This is a genomic window from Salinibacterium sp. NSLL17, assembly GCF_015864935.1.
Taxonomy (GTDB): domain Bacteria; phylum Actinomycetota; class Actinomycetes; order Actinomycetales; family Microbacteriaceae; genus Rhodoglobus.
The window spans coordinates 237322-257916 of the sequence record NZ_JADYWH010000002.1 but is presented as its reverse complement, the minus strand read 5'-3'; the positions used below and the strand labels follow the sequence as shown (position 1 = coordinate 257916).

General features: G+C 62.0%; 19 protein-coding genes and 1 pseudogene. 14 read left to right on the top strand and 6 right to left on the bottom strand.

What is annotated here, in order from left to right; genetic code table 11:
* Positions 1–54: 54 nt before the first annotated feature.
* Positions 55–1512, bottom strand: a complete 1458-nt coding sequence (gndA, locus tag I6E51_RS10895) for an NADP-dependent phosphogluconate dehydrogenase (protein WP_197110559.1) — start codon at positions 1510–1512, stop codon at positions 55–57.
* Between the two features lie 191 nt (positions 1513–1703).
* Between gndA and I6E51_RS10890 the strand changes: the two genes are divergently transcribed.
* Entirely contained in the window at positions 1704–2021 is a 318-nt protein-coding gene (locus I6E51_RS10890; RefSeq protein WP_197107520.1) for a putative quinol monooxygenase, read from the top strand.
* A 98-nt stretch (positions 2022–2119) separates the two neighbouring features.
* On the opposite strand, the gene I6E51_RS10885 is transcribed toward I6E51_RS10890, so the two are convergent.
* Complete coding sequence (locus tag I6E51_RS10885; RefSeq protein ID WP_197110320.1) at positions 2120–2545, bottom strand: pyridoxamine 5'-phosphate oxidase family protein; 426 nt, start codon at positions 2543–2545, stop codon at positions 2120–2122.
* 212 nt (positions 2546–2757) lie between these two features.
* Between I6E51_RS10885 and I6E51_RS10880 the strand changes: the two genes are divergently transcribed.
* The 4 genes from I6E51_RS10880 to I6E51_RS10865 are packed head-to-tail and all read left to right on the top strand — an operon-like array spanning position 2758 to position 6594.
* Entirely contained in the window at positions 2758–3279 is a 522-nt protein-coding gene (locus I6E51_RS10880; protein WP_197110319.1) for a gluconokinase, read from the top strand.
* A 22-nt stretch (positions 3280–3301) separates the two neighbouring features.
* Positions 3302–4711: a GntP family permease gene (locus tag I6E51_RS10875; protein WP_197110318.1), complete on the top strand. Its 1410-nt coding sequence runs from the start codon at positions 3302–3304 to the stop codon at positions 4709–4711.
* Positions 4712–4720: 9 nt separating this feature from the next.
* Positions 4721–5494 carry an SDR family oxidoreductase gene (locus I6E51_RS10870; RefSeq protein ID WP_307783922.1) on the top strand — a complete coding sequence of 258 codons (774 nt, stop codon included), beginning with the start codon at positions 4721–4723 and terminating at the stop codon, positions 5492–5494.
* 56 nt (positions 5495–5550) lie between these two features.
* Positions 5551–6594, top strand: a complete 1044-nt coding sequence (locus tag I6E51_RS10865) for an L-idonate 5-dehydrogenase (protein ID WP_197110317.1) — start codon at positions 5551–5553, stop codon at positions 6592–6594.
* 68 nt (positions 6595–6662) lie between these two features.
* Here I6E51_RS10865 and I6E51_RS10860 read toward each other — a convergent pair whose 3' ends face one another.
* Positions 6663–7379, bottom strand: a complete 717-nt coding sequence (locus I6E51_RS10860) for a FadR/GntR family transcriptional regulator (protein WP_197110316.1) — start codon at positions 7377–7379, stop codon at positions 6663–6665.
* A 301-nt stretch (positions 7380–7680) separates the two neighbouring features.
* Here I6E51_RS10860 and I6E51_RS10855 point away from each other — a divergent pair, with 301 nt between their 5' ends.
* From I6E51_RS10855 to mfd, 3 genes are all read left to right on the top strand, one after another.
* Complete coding sequence (locus tag I6E51_RS10855; protein ID WP_197107507.1) at positions 7681–8304, top strand: 50S ribosomal protein L25/general stress protein Ctc; 624 nt, start codon at positions 7681–7683, stop codon at positions 8302–8304.
* A gap of 26 nt (positions 8305–8330) precedes the next feature.
* Complete coding sequence (pth, locus tag I6E51_RS10850; protein WP_197107506.1) at positions 8331–8912, top strand: aminoacyl-tRNA hydrolase; 582 nt, start codon at positions 8331–8333, stop codon at positions 8910–8912.
* A 137-nt stretch (positions 8913–9049) separates the two neighbouring features.
* Complete coding sequence (mfd, locus tag I6E51_RS10845) at positions 9050–12751, top strand: transcription-repair coupling factor (protein ID WP_197110315.1); 3702 nt, start codon at positions 9050–9052, stop codon at positions 12749–12751.
* A gap of 3 nt (positions 12752–12754) precedes the next feature.
* Here mfd and I6E51_RS10840 read toward each other — a convergent pair whose 3' ends face one another.
* The 3 genes from I6E51_RS10840 to I6E51_RS10830 all read right to left on the bottom strand — a co-directional run bounded on the left by I6E51_RS10840 (position 12755) and on the right by I6E51_RS10830 (position 15190).
* Complete coding sequence (locus tag I6E51_RS10840; protein WP_197110314.1) at positions 12755–13690, bottom strand: CPBP family intramembrane glutamic endopeptidase; 936 nt, start codon at positions 13688–13690, stop codon at positions 12755–12757.
* A 57-nt stretch (positions 13691–13747) separates the two neighbouring features.
* Positions 13748–14398: a thermonuclease family protein gene (locus I6E51_RS14570; protein WP_197107503.1), complete on the bottom strand. Its 651-nt coding sequence runs from the start codon at positions 14396–14398 to the stop codon at positions 13748–13750.
* A gap of 66 nt (positions 14399–14464) precedes the next feature.
* Positions 14465–15190, bottom strand: a complete 726-nt coding sequence (locus tag I6E51_RS10830) for an SGNH/GDSL hydrolase family protein (protein ID WP_231600029.1) — start codon at positions 15188–15190, stop codon at positions 14465–14467.
* 190 nt (positions 15191–15380) lie between these two features.
* On the opposite strand from I6E51_RS10830, the gene I6E51_RS10825 reads away from it, so the two are divergent.
* From I6E51_RS10825 to eno, 6 genes and pseudogenes are all read left to right on the top strand, one after another.
* A complete protein-coding gene (locus I6E51_RS10825; RefSeq protein WP_197107502.1) occupies positions 15381–16058 on the top strand; it encodes a YabN family protein in 678 nt (225 codons plus the stop codon).
* 270 nt (positions 16059–16328) lie between these two features.
* A pseudogene (locus I6E51_RS14290) lies at positions 16329–16493 on the top strand (TetR family transcriptional regulator); the annotation flags it as partial.
* An 18-nt stretch (positions 16494–16511) separates the two neighbouring features.
* Positions 16512–16928, top strand: a complete 417-nt coding sequence (locus tag I6E51_RS10820) for a hypothetical protein (RefSeq protein WP_231600161.1) — start codon at positions 16512–16514, stop codon at positions 16926–16928.
* Positions 16929–16964: 36 nt separating this feature from the next.
* Complete coding sequence (hisS, locus tag I6E51_RS10815; protein WP_197107498.1) at positions 16965–18254, top strand: histidine--tRNA ligase; 1290 nt, start codon at positions 16965–16967, stop codon at positions 18252–18254.
* Positions 18255–18281: 27 nt separating this feature from the next.
* Positions 18282–19238, top strand: a complete 957-nt coding sequence (locus I6E51_RS14565) for a CPBP family intramembrane glutamic endopeptidase (protein ID WP_307783920.1) — start codon at positions 18282–18284, stop codon at positions 19236–19238.
* Positions 19239–19298: 60 nt separating this feature from the next.
* Positions 19299–20579 (top strand): phosphopyruvate hydratase, encoded by a 1281-nt coding sequence (gene eno, locus I6E51_RS10805; protein WP_197107496.1) that lies wholly within the window; start codon positions 19299–19301, stop codon positions 20577–20579.
* The last annotated feature ends 16 nt before the right edge of the window (positions 20580–20595 follow it).

Genomic DNA, 20595 nt, shown 5'->3' with positions numbered 1-20595 from the left:
GTCGCCGACTTAAGACACGAATGGCGGCGAACCCACGGTTCGCCGCCATCTCGATTAGTGCGAGTCAGTCGCTTCGATCTCGGTGCGATCGCCCGACCACAGTGTGTGGAAGGTGCCATCCATGTCGACGCGCTTGTAGGTGTGAGCGCCGAAGAAGTCGCGCTGACCCTGAACGAGGGCGGCAGGAAGGCGCGGTGCGCGCAGGCTGTCGTAGTAGGCGAGCGACGAGGAGAATGCTGGAGTGGGGATGCCGGCAGCGGCAGCGCCACCCACAACACGACGCCACGAGTCCTGCGTGCCTGCCATCGCGTCGGTGAAGTACGGCGCGGTAACGAGGGCCACGAGGCCGGGGTTCTCGGCGTAGGCCTCGGTGATGCGGTTGAGGAAGCGCGCACGGATGATGCAACCACCGCGCCAGATCTTGGCGATCTCGCCCTTCTTGATGTCCCAGTTGTATTCTTCAGCGCCGGCAACAATGGCGTCGAAGCCCTGGCTGTACGCGATGATCTTCGAGGCGTAGAGAGCCTGGCGAACATCTTCGATGAACGCGGCCTTGTCTTCGACGGTAGGCACCGAGCTCGGTCCGGGGAGGGCGCTGGCGGCCGCACGCTGGGCGGGCTTCGAGGAGACAGCGCGAGCGAACACCGCTTCGGCGATACCCGATACGGGGACTCCAAGGTTGAGCGCGGTCTGCACGGTCCACACGCCGGTTCCCTTGGAACCAGCCTGGTCGAGGATGATGTCGACGAGGGGCTTGTCAGTCTTGGCGTCGACCTGGCGCAGAACTTCAGCGGTGATCTCGATGAGGTAGCTCTCGAGCTCGCCCTTGTTCCACTCGGCGAAGATGTCAGCGATTTCGGCGGGGGTGGCGCCGGTGCCCTGGCGGATGAGGTCGTAGGCCTCAGCGATGAGCTGCATGTCGGCGTATTCGATGCCGTTGTGGATCATCTTGACGAAGTGGCCAGCACCATCGGTGCCGACGTGGGTGACACAGGGCTCGCCTTCGGCAATTGCGGCGATCGACTTGAGGATCGGGCCGAGGGTCTCCCAGGCTTCAGCGGAACCGCCAGGCATGATCGATGGGCCGAGAAGCGCGCCCTCTTCGCCACCAGAGATACCAGCGCCGACGAAGTTGATGCCGGTCTCGCGCACTGCCTTCTCGCGACGGATGGTGTCGGTGAAGAGCGCGTTGCCGCCGTCGACGATGATGTCGCCGGGCTCGAACGCTTCGGTCAGAGCGTCAATCACGGCATCCGTGCCCTTGCCGGCCTGCACCATGATGATCGCGGTGCGTGGCTTCGACAGCGACGCCGCAAATTCTTCATACGTGGATGCGGGAACGAAGTTAGCTTCGGGGTGCTCGGTGAGCAGCGTCTCGGTCTTCGAGTAGGAACGATTGTAGATGGCAACGGTGTTGCCTTCGCGACTCGCGAGGTTACGGGCGAGGTTGGAGCCCATAACTGCGAGCCCTACTACGCCAATGTTTGCGGATGCTTGCTCAGCAGCGGTCATATCGTTCACTCCTTGACTCTGGGACAAAGTGGCGGGCTCACGACTGGTTGGCCCAATCATCAAGCCTAGGGCACACCGCGGAACAGCCTCGCGGCATCCATTCAGGCTTCACGGCCGCGGGGAAGCCGCAGGGAGCCTGACGCCGTAGTCGTCCCAGACAACGTACGAGATCTGAGGAGTAGCGTGGGGGTATGAGCCAGCCAGTGATCGTTACCGCCATTTTTCACATTCGACCCGATAGCCGCGATGCCGTTGTCGAGGCACTTCACACCGCACTTCCTCTCGTGCATGAGGAGCCCGGTTGCGAGCTCTACGCCATCCACGAGACGGCAGATGGCACGCTTGTCATGATCGAGAAGTGGGAGTCGGAGGCACTTCTCGATGCTCACGGTCAAAGCCCGGCTGTCGCCGCTCTTGTCGGCGAGATCGGTCAGTACCTCACGGCCGAGGTTGCCGTGACGCGAATGTCACCCATCCCCATCGGCACCACGGGAAAGGGTGCGCTCTAAGCAGCAGTGTTCTTCTCGCTGTTCCGCGTCGATCGGTTGCGTCTTCTGGGCGCAACCGATCGACGCGTTCGTGTGTGCGGGCGCAGCAGCGCCTCGTTCTAGTACCGCTCGGGCTCAGGGCCCAAGAGGAAGCGTCGCCCGCTGATCTCGGTGGGAGTGATCTCGACCCAAATGTATTTGAGCGTAGGGATGAGCGGGCGAAGCGGCAGTTGGTCTGCTTCGTAAATCTCATCCTGAGATTCGATGACGCGCGCGGTGCCTTTGGCTACGACACTCCACGCAGTGTGCGGGCCCACGAAGTCGGTTTCGAAGGCGACGCGCTCATTGATGGTGAGTTTGAGAAGCTTTGTCCCCTGCGACGTACGCAAGAGCAGCCGCTCGCCGACCGCAATGAAATTGACGGGCGTAATGTCAGGCTCTCCCTGGAAGCTGACGGCGATCCTGCCCAGATCGGCGGTGCGCAGCAATTCCCAACAGGTTTCCAGCGCTAATTCTTCAACTGGGTCATTCAGATTCTCGCTCATGGAGTGATCCTTCCGTGGCCCAATTCTCCCACTGTGGTCCGCGAGTTACCAGCCTTTGTTGCGTGGAAATGCGCGGTTAGAGGGCAGCACTGGAGGCATCCGCGTGCGGGGCTTCGGAGATATATTCTCAACAACTTTGCATTAAGTCTGCTTTAAGGCACACTGGTCAGATTGATATCAGACGTAACGATGCGTCGAATGTTAGGAAAACAGTGGCTTCACAATTTCCACCCCTCATCGTGATGGGTGTCTCGGGATCCGGTAAATCGACCGTTGGCGCTGCCCTCAGTGAATCTCTGGGAATGCAGTTCATCGACGGTGACGACCTTCACCCGCGAGCTAACAAAGAGAAGATGGCTGCAGGCCACGCTCTGAACGACGAAGACCGCGCTCCGTGGCTTGAGATCATCGCTGACCGTATCGGCGCCGAACTCGCTGAGGGAAACCCCATCATCGTCGCGTGCTCATCGCTCAAGCGGTCGTATCGCCGCATCCTCACCGCTCACGCTCCCTCGACGGTCTTCGTCCACTTGCAGGGAGCCCGCGAAGTCATCGCCGAGCGTCAGTCGCACCGCAACCACGAGTACATGCCCAACAGCCTGCTCGACTCCCAGTTCGACACTCTCGAACCGCTCCAGGCCGATGAGCGCGGTGTGCTCGTCGACCTCACTCAGACTCCGGATGACATCGTCCGGTCCATCAAAAAAGATCTCACCGACAAATACGTCGGCTGAGCTGCACTAGAGAAAAAGGACAATGATGACCGATCTCCAACTGCTGTGGGAGTTGCCCACGTGGGGCCTGCTGCTGCTCGCTGCAGGCGCCATTGCGCTCCTGCTTGTATTGATCATTGTGGGGCGCGTTCACGCGTTCCTTTCGCTGATCATCGTCAGCCTCGTGACTGCGCTTGCCGCAGGTATCCCCACGAACCAGATAATTCCGACGCTCACGTCGGGCTTCGGTGGCACTCTCGCCAGCGTTGCGCTACTGGTCGGTCTAGGAGCGATGCTCGGTCGGATGCTCGAGATGAGTGGCGGAGCGCAAGTGCTCGCCGATTCACTCATCAACCGCTTCGGTGAAAAGCGTGCGCCGCTGGCTCTCGCTGTAGCGTCGCTCATGATGGGGTTCCCCATCTTCTTTGACGCCGGTCTTGTCGTCATGCTGCCGATCATCTTCACGGTTGCTCGTCGCCTCGGCGGATCGCTCCTGCTCTACGCCTTCCCCGCCGCAGTGGCGTTCTCGGTCATGCACATCTTCGTGCCGCCGCACCCCGGCCCCGTTGCAGCAACCGGTCTTCTTGGCGCTGACGTCGGACTCGTTCTGATCTTTGGTCTCATCGTCGCGATCCCCACTTGGTACGTCGTCGGTTACAAGTTCGGCACCTGGACCGGTAAGCGCTTTGATGTTGCGATTCCCGACATCCTCTTCGGTGTTCACGACGACGAGAAGGCTGCAGAGTTCAAGTCGAACCCCAAGCTCGGTACCATCCTCTTCCTCCTCCTCCTTCCTCTCGTGCTCATCTTCATGAACACCGGCCTCAACGCCCTCGCAACCGCTGGCGTCGTTGACCTTGAGAGCCCGCTCGTTCAGGCGCTTCGTCTCCTCGGCGAAACTCCCATCGCTCTGCTCATCACTGTCGTGTTCGCCATGTGGCTGCTCGGCTGGAAGCGCAACAAGAAGCGCACCCTCATCGAGACCATCGTTGACAGCGCCCTCGGCCCGGTTAGCTCGATCATCCTCATCACCGGTGCCGGTGGAATGTTCGGTGGCGTACTGCGCGCCAGCGGAATCGGCGCCAGCATCGCAACCTCGCTCGAGTCGATCGGTATGCCGCTGATCGTTGCCGGCTTCGTGATCGCCGCGATCATCCGCGTCGCCCAAGGTTCCGCAACAGTCGCGCTCACCACTTCGGCCGCGCTCATTCAGCCTGTCGTACTCGCTGACGCAAGCCTCAACCCCGTCGAACTCGCTGCCATCGTGCTCGCGCTCGCCGCCGGTTCGGTGTTTGCTGGTCACGTGAACGACTCGGGCTTCTGGTTGGTCAGCCGCTTCTTCGGCATGGACACCCAGACCACGCTTCGCACCTGGACCGTCGGTCAGGCACTGATCGGTGTCATGGGCTTCGCGATCGCGTTCGTCATCTTCATCGTCGCCGGAATGTTCTAGGAGATAGCTGTGGCATCCACCATGTTTGACCTCACCGGGCGCATTGCCCTCGTTACCGGATCAAGTCGAGGAATCGGGCGCGTCATTGCGCAAGCCCTCGCCGAAGCCGGAGCAACGATCGTGCTGAACGGTCGCGACGAAGAGCGGCTCGCTGCCACTCACGCCGACTTCAGCTCCGAGTTTGGGGCCGACCGCGTCTACGCTCGCGCGTTTGACGTAGCGGATGCCACGGCTGTCGCCACCGCAATCGCCGAGATCGAGGCATCCATCGGCGCGATCGGGGTGCTCGTGAACAACGCGGGCATTCAGCATCGCGAACCGATGCTCGACCTCGACGTGGAGGACTGGAACCGGGTCATCGCCACCAACCTCACCAGCGCGTTCCTCGTCGGGCGCGAAGTTGCGCGCCACATGCTCGAGCGCGGCGCGGGCAAGATCATCAACATCGCTTCGGTGCAGACCGATCTGGCTCGCCCGACCATCGGGCCGTACACGGTCTCGAAGGGCGGCATCCGCAATCTCACTCGTGCCATGACGGCGGAGTGGGCCAACGGCGGGCTGCAGATCAACGCGATCGCGCCCGGGTACATCCACACCGAGATGACGCAGGCGCTCGTCGACGACGACACCTTCAACAACTGGATTCTCGGGCGCACGCCTGCCGGTCGCTGGGGAACTCCCGCCGACCTGGGCGGCCCTGCCGTCTGGCTCGCCTCGAGCGGTTCTGACTACGTCAACGGCCAAGTCATTTTCATCGATGGCGGCATGACGGTCGTCGTCTAACCTCCAGCTCTATCGCCGCGCGTCGCTGCCGGCGCCGTTCTACAGAAAAGATTGTCATGACAAGTGCAGCCCCCGCCGACACTCTCGCGGTCACGATCCACGCTCAAGATGACTTGCGCGTGGAGAGCATTCCGTTGGCCGCTCCGGCCGCCAACGAAGCCGTGATTCAGATTGCGTTCGGCGGGGTCTGCGGGTCTGACCTGCACTACTGGTCGCACGGTGCCGCGGGGGAGTCGATTCTCAAGGCTCCGATGATTCTCGGCCACGAAGTTGTCGGCACCGTCATTCAGCAGGCCGCTGATGGCAGCGGCCCTGTGGCGGGGACGGCCGTAGCCGTGCACCCCGCAACTCCCGGCGGAACCGAGCCACGGTGGCCCGAAGACCGCCCCAATCTTTCGCCCGGCTGCACCTACCTCGGCAGCGCGGCACGCTTCCCTCACACCGAGGGTGCCTTCGCCGAGTTCATTACTCTGCCCAGCCGGATGCTGCGAGCACTCCCAGACTCGTTGACCCTGCGCGATGCCGCGCTCGTCGAACCCGCCAGCGTGGCCTGGCATGCAGTCTCGCGTGCCGGTGACGTTCGCGGAAAACGGGCTCTCGTCATTGGTGCCGGCCCCATCGGTGCCCTCATCGTCGCCGTTCTCAAGCGCGCGGGTGCCGGTGAGATCGTGGCCGTTGACATGTTCGCCGGCCCGCTCGCCATCGCCCGCCAGGTCGGTGCAACCGAAACTCTTCACGCCACCGACGTGGATGCCATCGCCGCAGTCGACGCCGACATCGTCTTCGAATCATCGGGCAGCTACCGCGGTCTCGAGTCTGCCGTGCGGGGCGCAACTCGTGGCGGCCGCGTTGTCATGGTGGGGCTCTTGCCCTCCGGCCAGCAGCCCGCACTCATCTCGCTTGCCATCACGCGCGAGCTGGAACTCGTCGGGTCATTCCGCTTCAACGACGAAATTGACGAGGTGATCGCGGCGCTCGCCGACGGCAGCCTCGTTGTCGGGCCAATCGTGACGCACGAGTTCGCGGCATCCGATGCTCATGAAGCGTTTGCTGTAGCCAAGGACTCGGAAAACAGCGGCAAGGTGCTGCTGCGCTTCTAGCTCGCTGAGCTTCGGGGCCATCCTCTTGTTAGCGGGCTCGACTCGTAGCTGAGCCCCGCGCGGCATTCTTAGTCGAGGAAGATGCGGGGTTCGCCAGCCCAGATGGGCTCAACCTCTTCAATGGTGCGCGTCATGATGCGCTCCATAGAGGCGAACGCGTCGGCCGGGCGCTTGCCCTGGATGGCATCCGCAACGTCTACGTGCAGCTGCAACGCTTCTTCGTGGGGTGTTGACGGCATAAGGCCGCGATTCGTGCGGCCGGTTAGTACTTCGGCGATCACTCGGTCGAGGCGGGCAAACATTTCATTGCCGCTGGCAGCAAGAACGAGCGAATGAAAGCGGATGTCGAGCTCAAGAAACAGCTCAAGGTCGCCTGAGCGACCAACGGCCCGCATACGCGCGGCCAGCGCCAGTAGCTCACCGGCAGCCTCGTTGGATGCGTGTTGCGCGGCGAGCTGCGCAGCTTGAGGTTCGATAGCGCTGCGCAGTTCGGTGAGCGAGCGTAGTTGGCGCCCGTTCTCGGTCTGTTCGAGTCGCCACCGGATGACGAGCGGGTCATACAGACTCCACGCCGACATCGGCTTAACGCGCATGCCGACGCGCTTCACTGAGGCGACCATCCCGAGGGACTGCAGCACGCGAACCGCTTCGCGCACCACCGAGCGCGAGACGCCGTAACGCTCTTCGAGCTGCTCGGCAAGAATCGTGGAGTCGGGGGAGATCTCACCCGAGACGATACTGAGCCCGAGATCATTGAGCACGCGTGCGTGAAGGCCTCCGGACATGCTTCAAGAGTAGTGCGCGTGGGCTCCCGCACCGGCCGGCACTCAGGGCCGCGGAAATACGGAGTGCAGTCGCTCATTAACCGTGTAAACTCGGCAGTTGAACTTCGGCGAGGGAACCATTTGGTTCCGTTATCGACGCGGCGGGCAAGTCACAGGGCTTTTCCTCACGCGGCAGATCTTTGGTCTGCCGGCGTTCGAGTTGAACTACAGACAATGATCTGGGCGCTGCGCCCGCCACGAGCACTCCGCTCGTTGCAGGCACCGGGCCCACAACAGACTTCGGTCTTACTAGGAGATAACAATGGCTAAGCCAGGCGTTAACCACGTAGTCACGGATGCCCGTGAATCCTTCGGCAAGGGTGCTGCTCGCAAGCTCCGCGCTGCAGGCAAGATCCCCGCCGTCATCTACGGTCACGGCACCGACCCCATCCACGTTGCCCTCCCGGGTCACGAGATCGGGCTCATCCTCCGCAAGTCGAACCAGATCTTGGACCTCGACATCAACGGCAAGAGCCAGCTCGCCCTCGTGAAGGACGTGCAGAAGGACCCCGTTCGCCAGATCATCGAGCACATCGACCTCGTTGTCATCCGCAAGGGTGAAAAGGTCATCGTTGATGTGCCGATCCACGTCACCGGCGAGTCGGCTCCTGGCACCATCGCCAACCTCGACGCACCGACCATCTCGGTTGAGGCTGAAGCAACTCACATTCCTGAGTTCTTCACCATCGACATCGAGGGCCGCGAAGACGGCGCTCACATCTACGCCAAGGACATCACGCTCAGCGAAGGTTCGGACCTGCTTTCCGACCCCGAGCTTCTCGTTATTGGTGTCAGCACCCCGCGTTCGTCGGTCGAAGCTGAAGCTGCTGAAGAAGAAGCCGCAGCAGTTGCTGCCGAGGCTGCTAGCACCGCGGCTGCTGAATAATCAGATTCTTTCGTAAGCGAGAAATCGTGGATGACCAATGGTTAGTAGTCGGGCTCGGTAACCCCGGGCCCGGCTACGCCGGTAATCGCCACAACGTGGGCCACATGGTGTTGGCCCATCTGGCAGACGAATTGTCTGCCACATTCAAGAACCACAAAGCTAACGCTGCGGTCGCTGAAGGCCGCAGTTTTGGCGACGGCCCCAAGCTGATTCTGGCGAAGCCCAATTCTTTTATGAATCTTTCGGGCGGCCCCACCGCGGCGCTGCTGCGGTTTTACAAGATCCCTGTCGAGCGCCTCATCGTCGTGCACGATGAACTCGACATCGACTTCGACACGGTGAAGCTCAAGACCGGCGGCGGTCACGGAGGCCACAACGGCATCCGCGATATTGCTGCCGCTGTTGGTTCTCCCGATTTCACCCGCGTGCGCGTGGGCATCGGGCGTCCTCCTGGTCGCCAGCCCGCGGCAGATTTCGTCTTGCGCGACTTCTCGGGCGAAGAACGTAAAGCGTTGCCGAATCTCTTGAGCGATGCCGCGGATGCCGTCACGATGGTGGCGCGCGAAGGCCTCGAAGCTGCGCAGCAGCGGTTCCATAGCCCGCGCTAGTTCCTACGAGTGCGGCAGTCGCGCTGACGCCGTTGACCCTGCGCAGCGTTGCCTGCCGCAGCGTTGCCTGCCTCAGCCCTGCTGCGCTGTGGGTGAACTCGCACCGGAGCGTCAGTGGCCGCGAGTAGAGTAATCCGGTGACTCTCGACGGAATTATCTCAGCACTTTCGCGCGCCCAAACCGTAGAGAGCGCCCTCCGTTTCTCTGAACGAAGCGCAGACTTCTCACTCGTTGATGGCATGCGTGCACCCCTGCTCGGCGGGCTGCTGACAAAGTCGAACGCACCGCGGTCCCTGTTGGCGGTCACGGCGACCGGTCGCGAGTCCGAATCATTGCGCCGTGCGCTCACGAGCTATCTGCCCGATGCTCAGATTGTCGAATTTCCGGCGTGGGAGACGCTCCCGCACGAACGGCTGAGCCCGAGTGCCGAAACGGTCGGCAAGCGGATGCAGGCCCTGCGCGACTTGGCCAAGTGGCAAGCGAACCCGGTTGGCCAGTTTGTGCTGGTGGCATCCGTTCGGGCAGCGCTGCAGCCCATCGCTGACAACCTCACGACGATCGAACCGGTTGAGCTCACCAAGGGCGGCCGCAACTACGATCTTTCGGCGCTGTCGGAGCGACTTGTAGCTCTGGCATATTCCCGCGTCGACATGGTGACGCGGCGCGGAGAGTTTGCGGTGCGCGGTGGCATCCTCGACGTGTTTGCGCCCAACCACGAGCATCCGCTTCGCCTCGAATTCTTTGGCGATGAACTTGAGCAGTTGCGCGAGTTCTCGGTTGCCGACCAGCGCTCCATCGAGGGTGATGTTGAGTCTGTCGAGTTGGTGCCGAGTCGTGAACTGTTGTTGAACGATGCGGTGCGTCAGCGTGCCCGCGAAATGCAGCACGAGTTTCCGAGTCTCTCTACGATGCTCGCGAAGATCGCCGAGGGCATCCCGGTTGATGGCATGGAATCGCTAGCGCCCGCGTTGGTCGACAAGTTGGTGCCGATCACTCACTACCTTCCGGCGGATGCTGCCATAGCGGTGCTCTCGCCCGAGAAAGTGTCGTCGCGCGCGATCAGCCTCGCTGAGACGAACCAAGAGTTTTTGAGTGCGGCGTGGAACGCGGCAACGGCCGGCGCCGAAGCGCCCATTGACTTGGATGCCGGTGACTTTGTCACGCTCAACGCACTCCGTGCCTCCGCGGGGGATCGCCCTTGGTGGACCCTCAGCACCTTCGACTCGGGGGCAGCGGATGCCGTCGACCTGCTGGATGGTGCGGAAGAGGCATCCGAATATGTTCGAATCGCTGCCACGGCAACCCCCTCGTTTGCGGGAACTCTCGATGGCGCCCTCGACCACGTTGGTCACTTGCTCGCCGACGGTTGGACGGTAGCGATCGTTGCCGAGGGAGCCGGGCTCGTGGAGCGCACGGCGGGCCTTCTAGCCGAACGCGAATTGGCGGGGCGTGCCGTTGAGGCCTTCCCCGCCGAGACCGAGCCGGGAGTGGCGTATCTGCTGCGGGCATCCGTCGATCATGGTTTTGCGATGCCCGAGGCGAAGCTTGCGGTGCTGAGCGAGGGCGAGTTCTTCGGTCGGTCGGTCGGCTACGCTTCGCGCCCGGCACGCAAGCTCGCGGCCAGACGCAAGAACGTTGTCGACCCGCTGCAACTCTCGAGCGGCGACCACGTTGTTCACCAGACGCACGGCATCGGCAAGTTCATCGAGTTGGTGTCGCGCGAGGTCAGCACGGGCGGCCGCAATGCGGTCAAGACTCAGCGCGAGTTTTTGGTGCTCGAGTACGCGCCGAATAAGCGTGGCTACCCTGGCGACAAACTGTATGTGCCCACCGATCAGCTCGACCTGCTCTCACGCTATGTCGGCGGCGAATCGCCGGCCCTCAACAAGATGGGCGGCAGCGACTGGTCGGCCGCTAAGACCAAAGCACGTCGTGCCGTTCGCGATATCGCTGTCGAGCTGGTCAAGCTCTACAGCGCCCGCATGGCCAGCAAGGGGTACGCCTTTGGGCCCGATACCCCGTGGCAGCGTGAGCTCGAGGAGGCTTTTGCCTTTGCGGAAACTCCTGACCAGCTCACCACAATCGATGAGGTGAAGGCCGACATGCAGAGCCCAGTGCCGATGGACCGCCTGCTGAGCGGTGACGTCGGCTACGGCAAGACGGAAGTTGCGGTGCGCGCCGCGTTCAAGGCTGTGCAAGACGGCAAACAGGTCGCGATGATCGTGCCGACGACGCTGCTCGTACGCCAGCACGTCGAGACGTTTGCCGATCGTTTTGCGGGCTTCCCCGTGCACTTGCGGGCTCTCAGCCGTTTCCAGACCGAGAAAGAGTCGCGCGAAACGATCGCCGGCCTCGCCGACGGCACTGTGGATGTCGTCATCGGAACGCACCGTTTGCTCTCGAAGAGCATCGCCTTCAAAGACCTCGGCCTCGTCATCATCGATGAAGAGCAGCGCTTCGGTGTTGAACACAAAGATGCCCTCAAGAAGCTCAAAACCAACGTCGACATTTTGGCGATGACAGCGACCCCGATTCCGCGCACGCTCGAGATGGCGGTCACGGGCATCCGCGAAATGTCGACGCTCGCGACTCCACCAGAAGACCGGCATCCGATCCTCAGCTTCGTTGGCCCGTATTCAGAGCGTCAGGTTGGCGCTGCGATTCGGCGCGAATTGCTGCGCGAGGGCCAAGTGTTCTACGTGCACAACCGCGTGAGCTCCATCAACCGGGTAGCGGCCAAGATTGCCGAACTGGTGCCGGATGCTCGCATCGCGATTGCTCACGGCCAGATGCCCGAGGCGGCTCTTGAGCAAGTGATGGTCGACTTCTGGGATCGAAAGTTTGATGTGCTCGTCTCCACCACGATTGTGGAAACCGGGCTCGACATCCCCAATGCCAACACGCTCATCATCGACCGGGCCGACAAATATGGCCTCAGCCAGCTGCATCAGTTGCGCGGTCGAGTGGGTCGTGGCCGTGAGCGGGCCTACGCCTACTTCCTGTACGACGAAGAGAAGCCGCTGAGCGAAACCGCGCACGAACGTCTCGACACCATCGCGGCCAACAACGAGCTGGGTGCCGGTATGCAGATCGCGATGAAGGACCTCGAAATTCGTGGTGCCGGAAACCTGCTCGGTGGTGAACAATCTGGCCACATTGCTGGTGTCGGCTTCGACCTTTATTTGCGGATGATCGGCGAAGCCGTCTCCACCTTCCGTGGTGATGTTGCCGAGGGCCAGACCGAGCTGCGGCTTGAGTTGCCCGTGGATGCCAGCATCCCCGAGGACTACGTCGAGAGCGAGCGCCTGCGCCTTGAGGCCTACCAAAAGCTCTCCACGGCAAGCGCGCCATCGGCATCCGCCGACAGCATCGATCGCGTTCTCGACGAACTCACCGACCGTTACGGCGAACCACCCGAGGAAGTGAAGCACCTGATTGCGGTGTCTCGCTTGCGGCGGATGTCGCAGCGACTCGGGCTCAGCGAGGTTGTCGTCATGGGCGACAAGCTCCGCATCGCGCCCGCCGATCTGCTCGACTCTAAGCAGATCCGTCTGCAGCGGATGTATCCAGGATCGAAGTATCACTCGGCCGCCTCCACGGCGATCATTCCACTACCAACCGGCGCAAGCGACGGTCAGCTCATCGAGTGGGCCAAAGAGCTGCTGGTGTCAGTATTCGGCGCTCAAGACACTGCAGCTGAACTTGCTGAGGTAGCGCTTGCGACCGAAGCGGCCGAGAAGCTTGCGGCCGACAAGGCAGCAGCCAAAGCGAAAGAAGCAAAAGAGACGAAGGATGCTGCCGCTGCGTCCGGCACGTCCGGCACGTCTGGCGCGAGCTAAGAACTAGGGCGCCGTCTCCGGCGCTGGTTCCGGCGTGGGTGCCTCGGCCTCGGCTGCTGTGTCGCTCGAAGCAGGCTCGGCCGCACCCTCACCAGCACCCTCGGCCTCGGGAAGCGTCGCAGGTGTCGCAGGCTTCGCCGTCGGTTTGAACGCAAGTGGGTTTCGTCGACCGTCGATTCGGTGCACGCCCCCGATCGCCATCGGGATCAACACGAGCGAGCGCAGGTCGAGAAGCGCGTGAGCGATGATCGTGATGAGGATGCTTCCGGTGAGCACGTAGATGGCCATGAAGACTGCGCCGAGCACCGTCGTGACGATGATGCCTGTGAGTCCTTGGTAGGAGTGCATGAGCCCGAATAGGAGAAGGCTCAGCACCACCGCGACGATCGCATTGCCGGTGGTGGCAAAAAGCAGCGCCGGCAGAGCGAGGCGGAAAAGCAACTCTTCAACGATCCCGGCATTGATGGAGAGCAATCCGCCCAGTACCAGCTCTTGGCGATTGCGGGGGAGTATCGCTTGAACATCACCGAGGCTCACGACTTCGTCGCCCTCGTTGCGGACCGAGATGATCGCAATGACTGTGACAGCGATTACGCCGATCGCGAGGCCCACGAGCACTCCGGCGGTGAGGGAAGGACGGGCGGCGAGCACGTCAAGCAACCAGGACACCCACGGCCACGATTGAACATCGGCGAGGAGGGGAGCGGCGAAGGCTCCGCTCGCGAGCAGCGTAAGGAGCGCGAGGCCGCCAAATAGTGTGAAGGAGATCAGTAACCAGCGTCGCAACATCTTTTGGCGACGCTTGGTGGTGCGAAAACGCTTGAAGCGGCGGTACTCTCGCTGATCCCGGCGGAAGGTGCGCACAGCGAGAACCGTCAGAACCCCACCGAGCGTAAGCCAGAGCAGTGCGAGCATGAGGGGGTTAGCGGGGTCGAGCATGCTCCAATCGTGCCATGGGGTGGCTGAGTGACCGACGCCGGGCGCGGGGGAGGCGGCCTAGCAGGAACCCCACATGCCGAGTTTCGCCGCGTAGGCGTCATCTTCAGCGTCGCGCAGCTCGGGCCAGTAGTGATCGTTGAGTCCGACCTTGAGGGCTTCAGCGGCGCCGAGCTCGACCATGGCTAAGTTCACGAACGTGCCGTCTTGCAAGTAGACGTAGAGCAGCGAGCGGCCGTAGCGGTCCTCCGGTTCGCGATCCTCAGCGGCCCACACCGTGGTGCCTTCGGGGAGAAAGTCGCGCAGCAGCTCGCGCGCTTCGATTCCGTAGCATTCTTCGGCATCCGGATTTTGCTGGCTGGAAAGTTCGGGGGTGTCAAGGCCGATGAGGCGCACCTTCAATTCGGCGCTGCCGTTCTGGAGATAAAGGGTGTCGCCGTCGTGCACATAATTGACGGTCGCCGCGAAAGCGTCAGTCGGGATGCCGATGGTGGCGCTCGCTGCGTCGGTGTTTTCGGCGTCAGCGTCTGCGGTCTCGGGCGCGCTTTCGGGAGCGGAATTCGAGCTGTTCGGGGTGCCAGCGATCTCAGAATCGTTGGGAGTGAAGCCCGGTGTTCCGTTGCCGAAGTAGGTGGCAATGGCGATCACCGCGACGAGCACGACAACGACAAGAGTGCCAAGAGTGCGGGGACGGTGAGGGGAGGCTGCCACGGGAAGATTCTTGCATGTTGTGGCGCGCACTCAACGAATCGAGCAGCTCCTGCTCGCGAACGTTACCTAGTTGTGGTCGCTCGGTCCAGGGCTCTCGGGGCGTCGTTGCGCACTGAGCGCGAGAGCAGTGCTTGCGCCGAGCGTCTTTCCCCAGAGTGAATGGGCGCTTTTCCAGTTCCGACTTTCGCGAATGAAAGGTGAACCGGGGGCCACGCCCGGAAAAGGTGAATAGGTCACGCCAGGAATCGACTCGGCGACGCTCAATGATGCGTCGTTCAATCGAGAAATCTGCAGGGAGAGTATGCGCTTTACCATCCGGGGCAGTGGACGAAAGTGGTGCATCGGTGGAACGGCAGCCACCACGATGAGGCAGTCGGGGCGGGTGTTTCGGCGTGCAGCCGTCGTGAGGGCAACGAGTTCGTTGCGCCACGTGGTGGCGGATGTCCCTTGGAGCACGTCGGGTATGCCCAGAACGACGACTACTGCATCCACCTCGGCTGGTGTCTCGGCAAGCTGTCGCGCGGCACGAGCCATGGTGAGTTCCGTGTCGGTCATTGTCGTCCAGGAGCATCCGACGCTGTGCTCGCGCGCGACGAAGCGTGCAGTCTGTGAGACGACGGCGAGCCCGTGATTGAGCACACCCAATCCGGATGCCGCAGTATCGCCGATAAACAGCATGCGGTAGGCGTTGCGGCCGTCTACTGTTCCCTCTGGCGGATCGCTAGGAAAAAGTGAGCCCGCTACCTCGACCCGGTAGGCGATCCAGCTCACCTTGAGAAGCGGGCGAAACAATTGGATCAGTCGGCCTCTCGCACGCTCTGCGAGTCGGCCTCCTGTAGGCACACCGGTGGCACGCTCAGGAGACGTGTTCTTCGGGTCCACACGACACATAGTGGGGGAGAGTTCGACGGTCGCGTCGGAGGACATACCCAAATAAGGAACGTGATTTTAGCTTAATTTGAGAAGTGGGAGAATGGTGGGCATGACCGAGCCTGCTGCGCCTCATCCTGAACTCGACACCCTTATTGCAACTCTCGAACGGTTGCGTGCGCCGGGAGGGTGCGCGTGGGATCGCGATCAGACGCATGAGTCGCTCGTGAAGCACCTCGTGGAGGAGACCTACGAGCTGGTGGATGCGATCGAAGGTGGCGATACCGCCGACATGGTCGAAGAGCTCGGCGATGTGCTCTACCAAGTGCTTTTTCATGCCGACATTGCGACCGAGGCGGGGCGCTTCACTCTCGAAGATGTCGCCGCTCACATGAACACCAAAATGGTGAGCCGTCACCCTCACGTGTTTGCCGACGCCACCGCAGAGACTGCTGATGACGTCGTGGCAGCGTGGGACGAACTCAAGAAGACAGAGAAACCTGAACGCACCAGCGTCACCGACGGCATCCCGCAAAAGATGCCGGCGTTGGCGCTCGCCGACAAGCTGCTCGGTAGAGCCCACAAGGTGGGACTCTTGGATGCCACTACACCGGGGGCGATCAACGTCACTGAAGAAGACGAACTCGGCCCGCTACTGCTCGCGATTGTGGCATCCGCGAAGGCAAACGGTTTGGATTCGGAGCGGGCGCTGCGCACGGCGCTGCGCCAGCTCACCGAAGAGATCAAGGATTATGAAGTGTCGACCGCTCAGGCTGATTCAGCGAGCTAACACCCCGAAGGGTGGTGCCCCCCTTAACCCGAATAAGGAGGGCACCGGCGCAACGCCGGCAAACGAGACATGTGATCGCACGTCGATCGTCTACTGAATGGCATCGCGCGCTGAAGGATCGGTGGGATTACCCGGCCTACCGATCCAGCGTTGGAGAAGCCCCTGGTGAGGGGGATTCAAGTAGATGTGGCGCCGTTAACAGGTTTCCGGCACAAGGAGAAATCATAACCACTGCCGATCTCATTAGCAAACAACCGTTATGTTTATTTTATGGCCCGTAGACCCGACCCGACGCGCAAGCCAGCTCTTCTTCAGCAAACTATTGCCTATCTTGCTGATAAACCGCTGTCTAGTCTCACTTTTCGTTCGCTCGCACGAGCACTCGACGTCAGCACATTCACACTTGTTTACCATTTTGGAACGCGTGCAGAGCTGGTTCGAGAAATCGTACGTATGAATGCGCGTGGAGTGAGCCCCCACGAAGCCGCGATGCTTCCGGCCGGCACCCTTGACGACTACTTTGCGAGCCTCTCGCAGTCGTGGCGATGGACGCAGCTGCCCGAGAACCTGCACCGTCAACGCCTTGAGCTCGAAGCAGGGCTGCTTGAAGCGGTTGAACGCGACGAGCTTTCGATCACGCGCGACTACTTTGGGCGATGGATCGCGATGGGCACAGCGGCGCTAGTGGCCCTAGGGGTAGAACGCGGCGCGGCCGAGGTGGAGGCTCGCTTGCTCGTCAACACGTTCCACGGAGTGCAGTTCGACCTCGTGCTCAACCAGAATATCGATGCCTCTAACGCCGTCTTTGAGACGGCGATCGCGCACCACCGCTCTCGGGTCGAACAACTCATTGCCGAAGTAGCTCGGTAGCCGCACGCGCCTCGTCGGTGCGAGAGAATAGGAATCATGGCGTCCACTGTTAATCCTCCCCGCGGCATGCGGGATTTCCTCCCCGCAGAAAAAGCTCAGCGCGAACGTGTGCTCGGTGTGATCCGGGGGAGCTATCGCGCTCACGGTTTCGACGAGATCGAAACCCCCGTGATGGAAGACAGCTCACGCTTGCACGCCGGCTTGGGCGGCGACAACGAGAAGCTCGCATTCGCTGTCATGAAGCGAGGGCTCACGAGTGAGAAGCTGCAGGCGGCATCCGATGCACTTGAACTCGCTGACCTCGGAATGCGGTTTGACCTCACGGTGCCGCTCGCTCGCTTTTATGCCACCCACCGTGCTGAGCTGCCGAAGGTCTTCCGGGCGATCCAGATGGCGCCCGTCTGGCGTGCCGAGCGCCCGCAGAAGGGGCGTTACCGCCAGTTCGTGCAGTGCGACATTGACATCATGGGCGAGGCCGGGCCCAGCGCCGAGATTGAACTGATCACCGCCACGGCTGCCACACTCGATGCTCTCGGCATTGACGGGTGCACCATTCGCGTGAACGATCGTCGACTGCTCACGAGCTCGCTCAGCATCCTCGGCTTCCCCGCGAAGGAACACGAAGCGGTGCTCATCACGGTCGACAAGCTCGACAAACTCGGTGCCGACGGCGTGGTCGCTGAGCTGCGCGAACGTGCCTTCCCCGATGGACCGGTGGCGGCGCTCGCCGAATTCCTGACGCGTCCGGCCCCCGAAACTACTCCTGAGTTCAGCGCGGATGCCATCCGTGCCGCTCTGCCTGCAGGCGTCACCGAGGAGGTCATTCTCGAACTCGCGGCGATCGGCCAGGCGGTTGAATCGGGCCGCGACGACTCCGGCTCTCTCATTGAGTTTGACCCGTGGTTGGTGCGGGGGATGGGTTACTACACGGGCGCAATCTTTGAGGTCGCGCATCCGTCGCTCGGGTATTCGCTCGGTGGCGGTGGCCGCTACGACGGAATGATTGGCCGTTTCTTGGGCAGCGATGTGCCCGCTGTGGGATTCTCGCTCGGCTTCGAACGTCTTGTTGATCTGGTCGAGCTCGGCGATGCCGCCAATGACGATCAGCTCGCCCTGATCTATGACGCCGATGTCGATGCTGCGACCCTCGTGCGCTTACAAGCGGCGTTGATTCGGGATGGCAAACGCGTGCGACTCGAAGCTCGACCGAAGAAGTTGCCGCAGCTTCTCGACCAGTTGAAGGCTGCCGGTTTCACCAGTTTCGCAACGGTCCGTGCCGAAAACGTGAGTTTTGATAGCCTTGAGTTCAAGCCGCTGGGTGGCTAGCGGAACACAGCCTTCGAGGGAGACGCCGTGAACGTCAAAGCAACACCCATTCTTGTTTTTGTGGGCGTCAGTTTCGGGCTCGCGTGGCTCTTCGCCCTTCCTCTCTGGTTCACGGGCGGTCTCGAGAATCCGTTCTTCACCGTGTTTGCACTAGCGATAATGTTTACGCCGGCGATCGCGGCGCTCGTGGTCGTCTTCTTTGTCGAGAAGCATCCGGATGCTCGCGCACGACGCGCGGCGCTGGGGCTGGGTTCGGTGCGCCCCGTCGGCCGGTTCCTGCGCTACTTGGCGTTGGCGCTCGTCGTTCCACCCGCCTTGATCCTGGCGGCGCTCGTCGTCGGTGCGATCGTGGGGGTCTACCCCGCCGACTTTGTGAACTTCTCCGGCTTCCAAGCGATGGTCGATAGCCAGCTCGCAGCGATTGGCGAAGAGCCGCTGCCGGTCCCGATTGGCCTGTTGGTCGCGCTGCAGTTCGTGAACGTGTTGATCGGTGCGGTCATCAATACGATTCCCGCGTTCGGTGAAGAGCTCGGCTGGCGCGGCTGGCTGTTGCCCAAGCTGCTGCCCCTCGGCATCGTTCCGGCCATCCTTATCTCGGGAGTGATCTGGGGTCTGTGGCATGCCCCGCTCATCCTGCTCGGCTACAACTACCCTGGTGCTCCCGGCTGGCTCGCCCTCACCGCCATGGTCGGCATGACGATCGTCGTTGGCGGCGTGTTCGCGTGGCTGCGCATCCGTTCGGCATCGGTGTGGCCTGCCGCCTTGGCTCACGGTGCCTTCAACGCAGCAGCTGGTTTTTCGATCATTTTCATCATGGTGGGCGAATCTTTCGACCCCCTTCAGGCCAGCATTTTGGGCTGGACCGGATGGCTCGTCCCGATCGTTCTCGTGATCGTCCTGTTGGTCACCGGGCAGTTTCGCTCGCCAGCCCCGTCACCGACTGTTAGCCGTAACGAGTCAGCGCCCGTCGCTGGCGCGGAGTAGGCTTTCACACGGACATCCACCACTTCCAGTCCAAACAAACTTTCTTTAAGGAGACCCCCTGTGGCTTTGATCGAAGCAGTTGGCGCCCGCGAAATTCTTGATTCCCGTGGTAACCCCACGGTCGAGGTTGAGGTTTTGCTCGACGACGGCGTAGTTTCCCGCGCCGCAGTTCCTTCGGGAGCATCCACTGGCGCATTCGAGGCTTACGAGCTTCGCGATGGCGACAAGGACCGTTACCTCGGCAAGGGCGTTCAGAAGGCCGTTGACGCGGTTATCGACGACCTCGGCCCCGCAATCGAAGGCCTCGACGCCTCCGACCAGCGCCTCATTGACGCTGAGCTCATCGCCGTCGACGGTTCCGAGAACAAGAAGAACCTCGGCGCTAACTCGATCCTCGGTGTGTCGCTCGCCGTGGCGAAGGCTGCTGCTGACTCGGCAGACCTGCCCCTCTTCCGCTACCTCGGTGGCCCCAACGCTCACGTGCTTCCCGTGCCGATGATGAACGTCATCAACGGTGGCTCGCACGCCGACAGCAATGTCGACATCCAAGAGTTCATGATCCTTCCGCACGGTGCAGACACCTTCAGTGAAGGCCTTCGCTGGGGCGTTGAGACGTACCACGTGCTCAAGGGACTGCTCAAGAGCAAGGGCCTCAGCACCGGCCTCGGCGACGAGGGTGGCTTTGCCCCCGACCTCTCCAGCAACCGCGCTGCACTCGACCTGCTCATGGAAGCAATCGAGAAGGCTGGCTTCACGCCGGGCAAGGACATCGCTGTTGGCCTCGACGTTGCTGCGACCGAGTTCTACAAGGATGGTTCCTACACGTTCGAGGGCACCTCGAAGTCGGCTGGCGAGATGAGTGCGTACTACGCCGAGCTCGTCGCCGCGTACCCCCTCGTGTCGATCGAAGACCCGCTCGACGAAGACGACTGGGAGGGCTGGGCTCAGCTCACCGCCGAGATCGGTTCGAAGACGCAGATCGTCGGAGACGACCTGTTCGTCACCAACCCGAAGCGTCTCGCCAAGGGAATCGAACTCGCAACGGCAAACTCGATCCTCGTCAAGGTGAACCAGATTGGTTCGCTCACCGAGACCCTCGACGCTGTGGCTATGGCCCAGCGCGCTGGTTACACGGCCGTCATCTCGCACCGTTCAGGTGAGACCGAAGACACCACGATCGCTGACCTCGCGGTCGCGCTCAACACGGGCCAGATCAAGACTGGTGCACCGGCTCGCTCCGAGCGCGTAGCTAAGTACAACCAGCTGCTGCGCATCGAAGAAGAGCTTGGCGATGCCGCTGTTTACGCTGGTCGCACCGCCTTCCCGCGGTTCAACGGCTAGCGCCCATCAGCGTCGT

Excerpts from the sequence above, each read along its gene's own strand:
- I6E51_RS10860 (WP_197110316.1), bottom strand. The coding sequence starts at position 7,379 with ATGTCCGGAGGCCTTCACGCACGCGTGCTCAATGATCTCGGGCTCAGT.
- I6E51_RS10885 (WP_197110320.1), bottom strand. The coding sequence starts at position 2,545 with ATGAGCGAGAATCTGAATGACCCAGTTGAAGAATTAGCGCTGGAAACC.
- hisS (WP_197107498.1), top strand. The coding sequence starts at position 16,965 with ATGGCGTCCACTGTTAATCCTCCCCGCGGCATGCGGGATTTCCTCCCC.
- I6E51_RS10890 (WP_197107520.1), top strand. The coding sequence starts at position 1,704 with ATGAGCCAGCCAGTGATCGTTACCGCCATTTTTCACATTCGACCCGAT.
- I6E51_RS10855 (WP_197107507.1), top strand. The coding sequence starts at position 7,681 with ATGGCTAAGCCAGGCGTTAACCACGTAGTCACGGATGCCCGTGAATCC.
- gndA (WP_197110559.1), bottom strand. The coding sequence starts at position 1,512 with ATGACCGCTGCTGAGCAAGCATCCGCAAACATTGGCGTAGTAGGGCTC.
- I6E51_RS10840 (WP_197110314.1), bottom strand. The coding sequence starts at position 13,690 with ATGCTCGACCCCGCTAACCCCCTCATGCTCGCACTGCTCTGGCTTACG.
- I6E51_RS10825 (WP_197107502.1), top strand. The coding sequence starts at position 15,381 with ATGACCGAGCCTGCTGCGCCTCATCCTGAACTCGACACCCTTATTGCA.
- I6E51_RS10820 (WP_231600161.1), top strand. The coding sequence starts at position 16,512 with ATGAATGCGCGTGGAGTGAGCCCCCACGAAGCCGCGATGCTTCCGGCC.
- I6E51_RS10875 (WP_197110318.1), top strand. The coding sequence starts at position 3,302 with ATGATGACCGATCTCCAACTGCTGTGGGAGTTGCCCACGTGGGGCCTG.
- I6E51_RS10865 (WP_197110317.1), top strand. The coding sequence starts at position 5,551 with ATGACAAGTGCAGCCCCCGCCGACACTCTCGCGGTCACGATCCACGCT.